Here is a 13,206-nt window from a genome sequence, read left to right as displayed (position 1 = left end):
TTAGATTACCTTCGCTTCGTTTTTCAGTTTCTCGACCAGTTCAGCCACGGACTTGACCTTGATGCCTGCGCTGCGTGCAGCCGGCGCTTCGACTTTGACGGTCTTGTTGGTGGAGGCGGTGGAAACGCCCAAAGCATCCGGAGTCAGCACTTCGAGAGGCTTCTTCTTGGCTTTCATGATGTTTGGCAGGGACGCGTAGCGCGGCTCGTTCAAACGCAGGTCGGTGGTGACGATGGCCGGCAGTTTCAGGGAAACCGTCTGCGCGCCGCCGTCGATTTCACGGGTCACGGCAACGTTGTCGCCGCTCACTTCGACTTTCGAAGCGAAGGTGCCCTGGCCATAACCGGTCAGTGCAGCCAGCATCTGGCCAGTCTGGTTGTTGTCGCTGTCGATCGCCTGTTTGCCGAGGATCACCAGCTGAGGCTGTTCCTTGTCGACAACAGCTTTGAGCAACTTGGCCACGGCCAGGGAGGTCAGCTCTTCAGCGGACTCGACCAGGATAGCGCGGTCGGCACCCAGTGCCAGGGCGGTACGCAGCTGCTCTTGAGCAGTGGTCGGGCCGATGGAAACCACAACGATTTCAGTCGCCACGCCTTTCTCTTTCAGGCGTACGGCTTCTTCCACGGCGATTTCACAGAAAGGGTTCATCGACATCTTGACGTTAGCAAGGTCGACGCCGGAATTGTCCGCCTTGACGCGAACTTTCACGTTGTAATCGACAACGCGTTTGACAGCTACAAGAACCTTCATGGATTCCTCGTTACTCTCCGGTGAAAAGAAAGTCGCCTAGGCGAACCTGGCGGTTGATGCTCATCGGCACACAAGGGCACCTCCAAAAACGGCGGCGAATGACCTTGCTCACGGGAAATGATGACCGTTCGTCAGTGGTGACTGGGAGGTCATTCTTTATCGCGGCGTGTAAACTGCGCGCTATCAATTAAACGCGCGTCACCTGTTTTGCCTTTGCCGTGCTTTTGGACGTGCTCTTGAAACCTACAGTCTGCCTACGGTCTGTGCAAAACCGACCGTATATTGACCGGAACGCCTATTCTGGTCAATACGGCAAAATGGCCAGTCATAAGCCGCGTTGCTTTGATTTACCTAGCCTGCGGGCAATTCAAACAAACGTTTGTATTGGACGCTGACAGTGGTCTATATATAATGCGCCACCTAGAGAGACAGGTGGGTCATCCCCTGCCGTTGCGCACGGCGATGACGGACACGACACCGAACCTCCACCCATTAGAAAAAAAGCCTGTTGAGCCTTGAGTAGGAGATAGCCTGTGGAACGCGAATACATGGAATTCGACGTGGTCATCGTCGGCGCTGGCCCGGCGGGCCTGTCTGCCGCCTGCCGACTGAAGCAGAAGGCCGCCGAAGCCGGTAAGGAAATCAGCGTCTGCGTGGTCGAGAAAGGCTCCGAAGTGGGCGCACACATCCTTTCCGGTGCCGTGTTTGAACCACGTGCCCTGAACGAACTGTTCCCGGACTGGAAGGAACTCGGCGCCCCGCTCAACACCCCCGTGGTGCGCGATGACATCTATGTGCTGCGCAGCAGCGAGATCTCCACCAAGGTGCCTGACTTCTTTGTGCCCAAGACCATGCACAACGAAGGCAACTACATCATCTCCCTCGGTAACCTGTGCCGCTGGCTGGCCCAGCAGGCCGAAAACCTGGGCGTGGAAGTCTACCCAGGCTTCGCCGCCCAGGAAGCGCTGTTCGATGAAAACGGCGTAGTGCGCGGGATCATCACCGGCGACCTCGGCGTTGACCGTGAAGGCCAGCCAAAAGAAGGCGTCTACACCCCGGGCATGGAACTGCGTGGCAAGTACACGCTGTTCGCCGAAGGCTGCCGTGGGCATATCGGCAAGCAGTTGATCCAGCGTTTCAACCTGGACAGCGACGCCGACGCCCAGCACTACGGCATCGGCCTCAAGGAAATCTGGGAAATCGACCCGGCCAAGCATCAGCCAGGCCTGGTGGTACACACCGCCGGTTGGCCGCTGGACATCATGAGCAACGAGAACACCGGTGGCTCGTTCCTCTATCACCTGGAAAACAACCAGGTGGTCGTCGGCCTGATCGTCGACCTATCCTACAGCAACACCTTCCTGTCGCCGTTCGACGAGTTCCAGCGCCTCAAGCACCACCCGGTGCTGGCCCAGTACCTGGAAGGCGGCAAGCGCATCAGCTACGGCGCACGCGCCCTGGCCAAGGGCGGCATCAACTCGTTGCCGAAGATGGTCTTCAAGGGCGGCGCGCTCATCGGCTGCGACCTGGGCACCATGAACGTGGCCAAGATCAAGGGCAGCCACACCGCGATGAAGTCTGGCATGCTCGCTGCCGATGCCGTGGCCGAGCGCCTGTTTGCCGACTCCGAAGGCGGCGATGAGCTGACCAACTACGTCGACAGCTTCAAAGCCAGCTGGCTCTACGAAGAACTGTTCGCCAGCCGCAACTTCGGCCCGGCCATGCACAAGTTCGGCCCGATCATCGGCGCCGGCTTCAACTGGTTCGACCAGAACATCCTCGGCGGCAAGATGCCGTTCACCCTGCACGATACCAAGCCGGACTACGCCTGCCTGAAGCTGGCCAAAGACAGCCAGAAAATCGACTACCCGAAACCCGACGGCAAGTTGAGCTTCGACAAGTTGAGCTCGGTGTTCATCTCCGGTACCAACCACGAAGAAGAGCAGCCGTGCCACTTGAAGTTGAAAGACCCAAGCATCCCGATCGGCACCAACCTGCCGCTCTACGATGAACCGGCGCAGCGCTACTGCCCGGCCGGCGTGTATGAAGTGATCACCAAGGAAGACGGCGAGAAGCGCTTCCAGATCAACGCCCAGAACTGCGTGCACTGCAAGACCTGTGACATCAAGGACCCTTCGCAGAACATCACGTGGGTCACACCGGAAGGTGCGGGCGGGCCGACTTACCCGAATATGTAACGCAAACGAGGCTCCCAAATGGGAGCCTTTTTTATGGCCCACATTTGGATTGTGCTTTTGCCTGAAATGACTATGCAGCCCGCTCTTCGCCAGGGTTGCGCTCGAAGTAGCGCTTGTACTCGCGACTGAACTGCGACGTACTCTGGTACCCCACGCTGTGCGCCGCCTGCGCGACGCCCATGCCTTCCACCAGCAGCAACTGCTGAGCCTTGAGCAAGCGCAAACGCTTCAAGTACTGCACCGGCGACAACAACGTGCAGCGTTTGAAATGCTCGTGAAACGTCGACGCACTCATATGCGCATACCCCGCCAACGTCTCGATATTCAGCGGCTCGGCGTAATGGGCATGCAGGTGGTTCAACGACGTGGCGATTCGCGAGAACTGCCCTTGCTGTTCCACCAACGCACGCAGCACATCGGCCTGGGGGCCGCGCAAGGCGGTGAACAACAATTCGCGCACCCGCGCCGGGCCCATGATCCGGCTTTCCAGTGGATCGTGCAGGCACTGCAGCAGCCGCTCGACGCAGCCGCGCATGGTGTCATCCAGGACCACCGAACTCATTGACTCCAGGGTTTGCGCGGTCGGCGGCGGCCCGGCCTGCATGCCCATGGCGATCACCAATTCACCCAGCACCACGCGGTCAATGCCCACAGTCACCCCCAGCAGCGGCGCACCGGGCGCCATGGCGAATGTCTCGCACTCGAACGGCACCGGCATCGCCTGGATCAGGTAGTGCCCGGCGCCATACTCCAGCGTACGCGGGCCCAGGTAGGCGACCTTGCTGCCTTGGGCCACGAACATCAGGCTCGGCTCGTAGATCTGCGGGCCGCGCGCTACGTCGCAACTGGCACGCAGTACTTGCACGCCCGGCAGGTGGGTCGGGGAGAAACCGTCGCGGGACGTCAGCCCCTCGATCAGGGAAACCAGCGTGGCGTTGGCATCAAGATGGCGGGTCAACAGCATGGCAAAAAACTTCGCGAAAAAGGGATGAGAGCATCATCGCAGGTCTGGCGACCAATGAATCCAAACAAGGGGCACTGCCGGACGAATAGGCATGAGACTCGGAGCAATCACCATGGCCGTTTCAGGGGGTGGTGGGGAGAATGGCCCGCCTCATCTGTCAGTGCTTTTGCGAGGTTTTTTTCCATGTATACCGCCATCGGTTATGCCGCCCAGTCGGCCACCACTCCCCTCGCCCCCATGTCGTTTGAACGCCGCAGCCCGCGCGCCGATGACGTGGCCATCGAGATTCTCTACTGCGGCGTGTGCCACTCCGACATCCACCAGGCCCGTAACGAATGGGGCATCGCCGTGTACCCGCTGATGCCGGGCCACGAGATCGTCGGCAAGGTCACTGCCGTCGGTGCCAGCGTGACCGCGCATAAAGTCGGCGACCTCGTCGGCGTCGGCTGCATGGTCGATTCGTGCCGCCATTGCGAAGCGTGCAAATCGGATCTGGAGCAATATTGCCTCGAAGGCCCGACCATGACCTACGCCACACCGGACCGCGTCGATGGCAGCAACACCATGGGCGGCTACTCCGACAGTATCGTGGTCAGCGAGCACTTTGTGGTGAAGATCCCGGCCAAGCTCGACCTGGCCAGCGCTGCGCCGATCCTGTGCGCGGGCATCACCACCTATTCGCCGCTCAAGCACTACGGCGTCAAGGCTGGCGACAAAGTCGGGATTCTCGGCATGGGTGGCCTGGGCCATATGGGCATCAAGTTCGCCAAGGCCATGGGCGCGGAAGTGACACTGTTCACCCGCTCGGCGAGCAAGGCTGAAGAAGGCCGCCGCCAGGGTGCCGACCATGTGATCGTGTCCACCGATGCCGAACAGATGAAAGCCGCCGCCGGCAGCTTCGACTTCCTGCTCGACACCATTCCGGTGCAGCACGACCTGAACCCCTACCTCGACGTGCTGCGCTTTGATGGCGTGCACATCCTGGTTGGCCTGATCGAGCCCGTGGACCCACCGGTCAACGCCGCCAAGCTGGTATTGGGGCGTAAAGTGCTCGCCGGTTCCTTGATCGGCGGTATTGCCGAAACCCAGGAAGTCCTGGATTTCTGTGCCGAACATGGCATCACCTGCGACATCGAAATGCTCGATATCCGCCAGATCAACGAGGCCTACACCCGCATGATCGCCGGTGATGTGAAGTACCGCTTTGTCATCGACATGGCGACCTTGAAGGTCTGATCAGTCTTTTGCGCCCAACTCCGCTGACAGCCGCGCTGCGACCTGTTTGATCACTGGGATCAGCTCGGCCATTTTCTCCAGCGGCATGTAGGGCACGGTACTGGCGATGCTGATGCCGGCGACGATTCGTCGGCTGGCATCGCGCACCGGTGCCGCTACGCAACGGATCGATGGTTCGTTGTCTTCCAGGTCGAACGCATAACCCCCCACCACATACTCACGCATGCGCTGCTCGAACTGCGCCCAGGACTGTTCTGGATGCTGCGGCCATTGCAGGTTTTTCCCACCCGCCGGCAGGCTGGTCTCGTACAAGCGCTGCCACTCTTGCACCGAGTCATCCAGCAGCATCGCCTTGCCCACGCCCGTGCGTGCCAACGGCATGCGATGGCCGACCCGCGAACGCATTTCCGGGCCGTTGCGGCCAGGGTTCTTGTGCAGGTAAAGCACGTCGTCGTATTCGCGAATGGCCAAGTGAATGGTGTCGCCGGTCAATGCCGACAACTCATCCAGGTACGGCACCGCCAGGGTCACCAACGGCAGCTCTTCGCGCGCCTGAAACCCCAGCTCGATCAACTTCGGCCCCAACAGGTAACCGACTTGCGGCACCACGCGCAGGTAACGCTCCTCCACCAGACAACTGGCCAGGCGGTGCGTGGTGCTGCGGGTGGTGCCGATGCGCTTGGCGATCTCTTTCAGATCCCGCGCACCGGCCGCCACCGCCTGCACGACGCCCAGGCCACGCAGCAGGGTCTGGGTGCCGGTGGGGGCTGCGTCTTTGACGGGGGTGTGGGCGTTTTCCTGCATATCGGGCCTATAGGTATGAAAGCGGGGGCATTATGGCAAATACCGTCCCTCAATACAGTGGAGATCCAAAGGTGGGTGGTGTTCGGTTTAGCGCTGCTTCATACGGTCGATGATGACTGCCAGCAACAGGATCGAACCGCGAATCACGTACTGGTAGAAGGTGTCGATGTTCTTCAGGTTCATCGCGTTCTCGATGATCGCCAGGATCAGCACACCTGCAATCACGTGGCGGATCATACCGATGCCGCCGCTCAGCGACACCCCGCCCAGCACGCAGGCAGAAATCACCGTCAGCTCGAACCCCTGGCCGATCATCGGCTGGCCCGAGGTCATGCGCGAGGCGAGGATCACACCGGCCAAGGCACCGATCAAACCGTGCACGGCAAAGATGATGATCTTGGTGCGATCAACGTTCACCCCGGCGAGCAACGCGGCTTCCTGGTTTCCCCCGATCGCCATGGTGTTGCGCCCATAAGTGGTGTAGTTGAGCAGCCAGCCGAAGAACACAAAGCACAGCACGGTGATGATGATCGGCACCGGCACGCCCAACAGTTGGCCGTTGCCGAACACAAAGAAATCCTCGTTCATCACCCCCACCGCTTTGCCGTTGGAGAAGATGTAGGCCAGGCCGCGTACGATCTGCATGGTCGCCAACGTCGCGATCAACGCATTGATACGCAGTTTGGCGATGACAATGCCGTTGATCAGCCCGACGACCAGGCCCATGGCCAATGCGGCCGAGACACCCAGCACCACACTGTCGGTGTCGCGAATCACGATCCCGGCCACTACACCGGCGCAGGCGATGACCGAGCCCACCGACAAGTCGAAGTGCCCCGACGCCAGGCAGAACAGCATGGTGCAGGCGGCGATGCCCACGGTGGAAATCGCCAGGCCCAGGCCGCGCATGTTCAACGGCGAGAGGAAGTTGTCGATAAACAGTGCGCTGAGCACAAAGATGCCCAATGCCGCCAACAGCATCACCCAGTCATCGAGAAACTTGCGCTGGTTGAAACCCGGCCAGAAGCCCTTTGCAGTTTTTACCTGAGACATGCCTACACCCTCTTATTCTTTAAGCCCGCGAACGCGGGAGTGCCAGTTGCAGCAGGCGTGCTTCATCCGCTTGATCGCGGCTCAGTTCGCCGGTCAGTGCGCCTTCGCTCATCACCAGGATGCGATCGGAGATGCCCATCACTTCCATCAGGTCACTGGACACCACGATCACCGCAATGCCGCTGGCGGCCAGGTTATGAATGATCTGGTAGATCTCCGACTTGGCGCCGATGTCGATGCCACGCGTCGGCTCATCCAGCAGCAGCACCTTCATGGGCATCGACAGCCAGCGGCCAAGAATGGCTTTCTGCTGGTTGCCGCCGGACAGGTACATGATCTTTTGCGCGGCGGTCGGGGTTTTGACTTTCATTGCCTTGATCTGCTGGTCGGCATTGCCCTTCTCCCAGCCATCGCGCAGCAGCCAGCCGAACGAAGAGTGGGCTCCACGCGCGCTGATATTGATGTTCTCGGCGACGCTGGACAGCGGAATGATGCCTTCCTTCTTGCGGTCTTCCGGGCACAGCAGCACACCGGCGGCGATGGCGTCGCGGGGTGAGCGCAGTTGCAGGGCCTCCCCACATAACTCCAGGCTGCCGGCGCTGGCGCGCTCCAAACCGCTGAGCAAACGGAACAACTCCGTGCGCCCTGCCCCCACCAAACCGAACAGGCCAAGGATTTCGCCTTTGCGCACCTCAAAACTGATCGGTTCACGCAAACCCGGGCCCAACAAACCGTCCACCTTGAGCGCCACCTCGCCGTGCTCACGCAGGCGGTAGTCGTAGATGTCCTGGATGTCGCGACCGACCATGCAGGTCACCAATTGGTCGTGGGTCAACGCACTCATGTCGTCAAAGGTACGCACGTAGCGGCCGTCCTTGAACACCGTGACCGCGTTGCAGATGCGGAACACCTCTTCCATGCGGTGCGAGACGTAGAGCACCACTTTGCCCTCGTCCCGCAGGCGCGTGATGATCGCCATCAGCCGGTCGATCTCCCGCGCCGACAGGCTGCTGGTCGGTTCGTCGAAGGCGATCACATGGGCGCCACGGGACAGCGCCTTGGCGATTTCCACCAGTTGGCGCTGGCCCAGGGACAGGCGGCCGAGTTTTTCCTCGGGGTCGATTTCATCCGCCAGGCCCTTGAGACAAGCCAGGGCCTGCTTGCGCAGCAGGCCCCGGTTGACCACGCCGAAGCGCGATGGCAAATGCCCGAGGAACAGGTTTTCGGCGACGGTCATTTCCGGCACCAGATGCAGCTCCTGGTGAATCACCGCCACGCCGCTGGCGATGCTGTCGGCGGCGCATTTGAACGCCATGGTCTGCGCGCCGATCTGCACGCTGCCGCTGCTGGGGATATAGGCACCGCCCAATATCTTCAGCAGCGTCGACTTGCCCGCGCCGTTCTCGCCCATCAAGGCGTGCACCTGCCCCGGATGGGCGGTGAAGCTGATGCCGTCCAGCGCCTTGACCCCGGGAAAGGTCTTGCCGATCCCCTCGAAACTCAGGGCCGCAGCGGTCATTTCCACAGCCCGATCTTGGTCAGTTCTTCCTGGAAGTTGGCGCGGGTGATCAGGGTCACTTCATCCATGGCGGTGTACTTCGGCGGTTCGGTGCCCTTGGTGACCCACTCGTACATCATCAGCGCGGTGTTGTAGCCCTCGATGTGCGGGCTTGGCAGCATCGAGCCGAAGAAGCCGCTGTTGGCTTTCTTCAATTCGCCGATGGCGTCGGTGCCATTGATGCCGATACCGACCACATTGGCCGCCGCGAAACCGGCGCTTTCGGTGGCGCGCACGCCGCCGAGCACGGTGTTGTCGTTCATGCCGCCGATGATCAGGTTTTTCGCGCCGCTGGGCAGCTTGACCAGGGCCGAGTTGGTGGCGTCCATGCTGCCGGGAACGTCGAGGGTTTTCAACGCGGCGGTGAGGATATGGTCCTTGGGAATGCCGGCTTCTTCGAGGGATTTGATCGAGCCGTCGGTGCGTTTCTTGCCGGTGTCGAGTTCATTGAAGGTGTTGATCACCGCGTAGGTGTCCTTCCAGTCCCAACCGCGTTTTTTCGCCTCGGCAGCCATGGCCGCGCCTTGCTTCTGGCCCACTTCAAACGCGGCCATGCCCAGGTACGGCACGTCCTCCATGAAGTTGCCCTTGGCGTCGACAAAGCGGTCATCCACGGCAATCACTTTCAAGCCGTTGGCCTTGGCCTTGGCGACGATGGCCGGGCCCAGGGACACATCCGGCGGGCAGATCACAAAGCCCTTGGCGCCGTTGGCGGCCAGGCTGTCGATGGCCGAGAGGGTTTTCTCGCCATCGGGCACGGCGATCTTGATCACGGTAAAGCCATGTTCCTTGCCGGCTTTTTCGGCAAAGGCCCATTCAGTCTGGAACCACGGTTCCTCGGCCTGTTTGACCAGGAAGCCGATCTTCACTTCCTCGGCAAATGCGAAAGTACTGAGGCCGCTGAGCACGGCGGCAGCTGCCAGTACGCGTATTCCTTTTTTCATGAACGGCACCTCTTGTTGTTATTGGGAGTGGCAAGTTCTAGTCGTGGTACATCACAGACCGCCCGCCATCGATCATCAGGCAGGTGGCATTGATAAAGGGCGCCTCGTCGGTCGCCAGGAACAGCGCCGTCATCGCCACCTCGATGGGCTGGCCGATGCGCTTGGGTGGGTGCAGGTCGAACGCGCGCTGGCGCTCGGCGTGGGGGTCAGGGAAACCGTTCCAGTAGTCGACGTTGAGCTGGGTTTCGATATAGCCCGGGGCGATGGCATTCACGCGAATGCCCTTGGGCGCGTATTCGATACCCAGGGCGCGGGTAAGGCCGAGCAGGCCGTGCTTGGCCACGGGGTAAGGGAAGCAGCCGGGAATGATGTGGCTGGAATGGGTGGAGGCGATATTGATGATGTTGCCGATGCCCTGCTCGATCATGTGCGGCAGCACCGTGCGGCAGCCGTACCAGGCGCCGTCGAGGTCGATGGCGAAGCAACGACGCCAGTCTTCGTCGCTCATCTCCAACGGGTCGCGGAACACGTTGACCCCGGCGCAGTTGACCAGTACATCCACCCGGCCGAAGCGCTCAATGGCCACATTGACCAGCGCCAGCCATTGCTCTTTGGAGGTGATATCGACCGATTGCGCGTAGATCTCGGCGCCGCGTTCGCGCCAGTGGGCGGCGACTTTCTCGACCTTTTCGCCCTGTATATCAGCGATCACCAGGCGTGCCTGCTGGGCCTGGAAACACGCGACGATCGCCTCACCAATGCCCTGAGCGGCGCCGGTGATGATCACCACCTTGTTCTTCAGCCGCTCGCCGTAGGTTGGCTCGGGCACGGCGGGTAATGACAACGGTTGAGCCTGCATCGCTTCACCTGTTTTATTTTTGGCAGTGAGTGCTGATGCAGAGGACTATAAACCCATCATTTGAAATATCTCAATATATAAATTTGCATCCCACATAGTGAGCAAAATCAAAAAATAATGTGGGAGGGGGCTTGCTCCCGATAGCGGTGAATCAGTCAGCCTTTCTGTAGCTGACGTGCCGCTATCGGGAGCAAGCCCCCTCCCACATTTGATCTACAGTGCTTTCAAAACGGTGGCCTCAGCCAAGGGCGAAGTCTCGCAGCGCATCACCTTCCATGCGATAGCGCACCCACTCCTCCTGCGGCTGGGCGCCGATGGATTTGTAGAAGGCAATCGCCGGCTCGTTCCAGTCCAGCACGCTCCATTCGAAGCGCGCGCAACCGTTATCAAAGGCAATCTTCGCCAAGTGGCGCAACAACTTCTTGCCCGCCCCGCCGCCACGTTGTTCCGGGTTGATGTACAGGTCTTCGAGGTACAGGCAGTTGCTGCCCAGCCACGTGGAATAGCTGAAAAAGAACACCGCAAAACCAATCGGCAAGCCATCCCGCGAGCAGATCAGGCCATGGGCGGTGGCGCCCTCGCTGAACAGGCTGCGCTGGATGTCCACCACGCTGGCGATCACTTCATGCCGGGCTTTTTCGTACTCGGCCAACTCAGTGATGAAAGTCAGGATTTGCGCAGCATCGCTGGGCACGGCGGGGCGAATCTCGATGGTCATGGGCGAGCCTTGGGCAATTTCAAAGCACACATATTAAGGCGCTTTGATGACTGGTTGCAGTGCAATTTCGTGGGTTGCCACGTTACTCCGGCCAGCAGTAATGCAAGGACCAGCAACCACAGAACAAACCCAATCAGCGTACATGTTAAACAAGGGACCATAAATCCAACCACCTACAGGCGGCCCCATGCACTCCAAGTCCCCGGTGAGCACCCAGCTGTTTGCCCTGTTCTGCCTTGCCAGCTTCCTGCTGTCGCTGTCCTACGGCTCGACCTTTCTGTTGTCATTGCTGATTCATGCACGCGGTGGCAACGAACACGACGCCGGCAGCGTGATCTGCGCCGCGATGCTCAGCACTTTTGTCGCGGTGCTGCTTTCCGGTCATTTGGCCGATGCGTTGGGGGCGGCGCGGGCCGTTGCGGGGATGGGTGTATTGCTGGTGGTGGCGTGCCTGGGTTTTGCGTTGATGCCGGGATTTGGCGAGGGCCTGATGCTGTTCGGGTTTTCCCTGGGGCTTGGCTGGGGCGTGTTCTATACCTTGGGCCCGATCATCGTGGCCATGCTGGTAGAGCCCCGGCAACGGGCCAAATATTTTGCGTTGCTGTCGGGCAGCATGATGAGCGGCATCGGTGCGGGGCCTTTGCTGGGACGCGCCGCCAATGCGCTGGACCTGCCCCTGACCAGCGCCTTCTACATCGCCGCGCTGGCCAGCCTGGTCGGGGTGCTGGTGTTCTGGCAATTGGGCACGGCGCTCAAGCGCCACGCAATGGCGCCGGTGTCGAAAATATCCTGGGGAGCGTGTTACCGCGTGCTGTCTTCACGGGCCGTGTTTGCGATTGTCATGGTGGGCCTCGGAGGGTGCGTGTTTGGTGGTTTGTCTTCGTTCCAGACCAGCTACGCAGCGGCCCACAGCCTGGATTATTCGCTGTTCTTCACAGGGTTCGTGAGTGCGGCCATTTCCAGTCGCCTGCTGATAGCCGGCTACGTGGTCAAGCGTGATGCCTATGTGAGCGCCTGTGTGCTCTCCGGCGTGATGCTGGGGTCGATCCTGCTGTTTGCCTTTGGGGTCAGCGGCAACGCCAGCTACCTGTTGGCGGCCGTGACCTTGGGCGTCGGTTATGGCCTGACGTATTCGGTGATCAACGGGCTGGTGGCCAACGAGGCACCCGCCGGCACTACGTCCCAGGCACTGCTGTTGTTTAGCCTGGCGTATTTTGTCGGGGTATTCGGCTTTCCGTGGCTGGCGGGCTGGATCATCGTCGATTTCGGCCTCCCGGCGCTGATGCTCAGCGTGCTGGCCGTGGCCTTGGGCAATTGGTTGATCAGCCTGGCGCGCCTGGCTTGGCGCCAAGCAGCGTCACATAAAATCTTACAGGTGGGTTGATACCGTTCGTCGTCCTCAAGGCACGATCCGCAAACGGCGGCTGACCAATAAAGGGTAAGGACATTAATCCTAGGGAGAAACCCTCATGAAGCATTCCACGTTTGCTGCCCTCGCCCTCTCGGGTCTGTTGTCTGCCGCGTCGCTGAGCGCCTTTGCTGCCAGCTCGTCCACCGGACCGACCGATCCAACACCTGACGCCACCACTGAGTCCCAGAAATCCATGGGTACCGGCCTCGACACCAATGGCGGTGCGATTATCCAACCCGGTGCTGACCCTCGTACCCAGGGCAATGACACCCAACGCCAGGCACCGCCTGCCGTCGGCAACGGCAAAATGGGCCCGGCGATCAATCAACCCAATATCAACAAGGGCGACGACTCGAACGTCCCTGGCGCGCCGAAACAGCCTGCACCTTGATCCATCGATAGCAACACCGACACCCGACCATTTCCCTGTGAAGAGGTACGCATGAACGTCGATAGAAACCTTGAGAAAGAAGTCCTCACCCGCCTGCTGCACGCCCATCCGCAAGGCTTGGGCAAGGAAGTGCTGGACAACTACCGTGGCGAAAAAGAGGTTGCCAGTGTATTGGCATTTCTGCAGGACCGCGGGCTCATCAAGGATGGGCATGTGACCACCGACGATGCCGGTGAGTACTCACTGAATTTGCCGATCAAGTTGACATCGTCGGGTGTGGACGAGGCGCGCAAGCTCGAAGGTGAGACACGCCAGTAGCA

Annotated in this window: 13 protein-coding genes; 5 read left to right on the top strand and 8 right to left on the bottom strand. The window is 60.4% G+C overall.

What is annotated here, in order from left to right; all coding sequences use genetic code 11:
- Positions 1–750: an electron transfer flavoprotein subunit beta/FixA family protein gene (locus tag M2397_RS12025; RefSeq protein ID WP_065924817.1), complete on the bottom strand. Its 750-nt coding sequence runs from the start codon at positions 748–750 to the stop codon at positions 1–3.
- Between the two features lie 533 nt (positions 751–1,283).
- Between M2397_RS12025 and M2397_RS12020 the strand changes: the two genes are divergently transcribed.
- Complete coding sequence (locus M2397_RS12020) at positions 1,284–2,948, top strand: electron transfer flavoprotein-ubiquinone oxidoreductase (RefSeq protein ID WP_259243249.1); 1,665 nt, start codon at positions 1,284–1,286, stop codon at positions 2,946–2,948.
- 70 nt (positions 2,949–3,018) lie between these two features.
- Here M2397_RS12020 and M2397_RS12015 read toward each other — a convergent pair whose 3' ends face one another.
- Positions 3,019–3,912, bottom strand: a complete 894-nt coding sequence (locus M2397_RS12015; RefSeq protein ID WP_131699732.1) for an AraC family transcriptional regulator — start codon at positions 3,910–3,912, stop codon at positions 3,019–3,021.
- Between the two features lie 183 nt (positions 3,913–4,095).
- Between M2397_RS12015 and M2397_RS12010 the strand changes: the two genes are divergently transcribed.
- Positions 4,096–5,148 carry an NAD(P)-dependent alcohol dehydrogenase gene (locus tag M2397_RS12010; RefSeq protein WP_131699733.1) on the top strand — a complete coding sequence of 351 codons (1,053 nt, stop codon included), beginning with the start codon at positions 4,096–4,098 and terminating at the stop codon, positions 5,146–5,148.
- Here the strand turns inward: M2397_RS12010 and M2397_RS12005 are convergent, their stop codons facing one another.
- The 6 genes from M2397_RS12005 to M2397_RS11980 form a co-directional block, all read right to left on the bottom strand.
- Positions 5,149–5,952: an IclR family transcriptional regulator gene (locus M2397_RS12005; protein WP_259243241.1), complete on the bottom strand. Its 804-nt coding sequence runs from the start codon at positions 5,950–5,952 to the stop codon at positions 5,149–5,151.
- An 87-nt stretch (positions 5,953–6,039) separates the two neighbouring features.
- Positions 6,040–7,005: an L-arabinose ABC transporter permease AraH gene (araH, locus tag M2397_RS12000; RefSeq protein WP_090400399.1), complete on the bottom strand. Its 966-nt coding sequence runs from the start codon at positions 7,003–7,005 to the stop codon at positions 6,040–6,042.
- 19 nt (positions 7,006–7,024) lie between these two features.
- A complete protein-coding gene (araG, locus tag M2397_RS11995) occupies positions 7,025–8,524 on the bottom strand; it encodes an L-arabinose ABC transporter ATP-binding protein AraG (protein ID WP_259243239.1) in 1,500 nt (499 codons plus the stop codon).
- Positions 8,521–9,507, bottom strand: a complete 987-nt coding sequence (locus tag M2397_RS11990; RefSeq protein WP_259243237.1) for a substrate-binding domain-containing protein — start codon at positions 9,505–9,507, stop codon at positions 8,521–8,523. Before M2397_RS11990 ends, araG begins: the two co-directional genes overlap by 4 nt.
- A 37-nt stretch (positions 9,508–9,544) precedes the next feature.
- On the bottom strand, positions 9,545–10,366 hold the full coding sequence (locus M2397_RS11985; protein WP_131697746.1) for an SDR family oxidoreductase: 822 nt from the start codon (positions 10,364–10,366) through the stop codon (positions 9,545–9,547).
- Between the two features lie 238 nt (positions 10,367–10,604).
- A complete protein-coding gene (locus tag M2397_RS11980; protein ID WP_027607824.1) occupies positions 10,605–11,084 on the bottom strand; it encodes a GNAT family N-acetyltransferase in 480 nt (159 codons plus the stop codon).
- A 187-nt stretch (positions 11,085–11,271) separates the two neighbouring features.
- Between M2397_RS11980 and M2397_RS11975 the strand changes: the two genes are divergently transcribed.
- The 3 genes from M2397_RS11975 to M2397_RS11965 all read left to right on the top strand — a co-directional run bounded on the left by M2397_RS11975 (position 11,272) and on the right by M2397_RS11965 (position 13,204).
- Positions 11,272–12,468 carry an MFS transporter gene (locus M2397_RS11975; RefSeq protein WP_259243234.1) on the top strand — a complete coding sequence of 399 codons (1,197 nt, stop codon included), beginning with the start codon at positions 11,272–11,274 and terminating at the stop codon, positions 12,466–12,468.
- 85 nt (positions 12,469–12,553) lie between these two features.
- A complete protein-coding gene (locus M2397_RS11970; protein ID WP_131697748.1) occupies positions 12,554–12,886 on the top strand; it encodes a hypothetical protein in 333 nt (110 codons plus the stop codon).
- Positions 12,887–12,937: 51 nt separating this feature from the next.
- Positions 12,938–13,204: a hypothetical protein gene (locus tag M2397_RS11965; protein WP_167656076.1), complete on the top strand. Its 267-nt coding sequence runs from the start codon at positions 12,938–12,940 to the stop codon at positions 13,202–13,204.
- Positions 13,205–13,206 lie beyond the last annotated feature (2 nt).

The sequence above is a fragment of the Pseudomonas sp. BIGb0381 genome (assembly GCF_024809815.1).
Classification (GTDB): Bacteria; Pseudomonadota; Gammaproteobacteria; order Pseudomonadales; family Pseudomonadaceae; genus Aquipseudomonas.
This window is presented reverse-complemented; position numbering and strand designations above follow the sequence as displayed.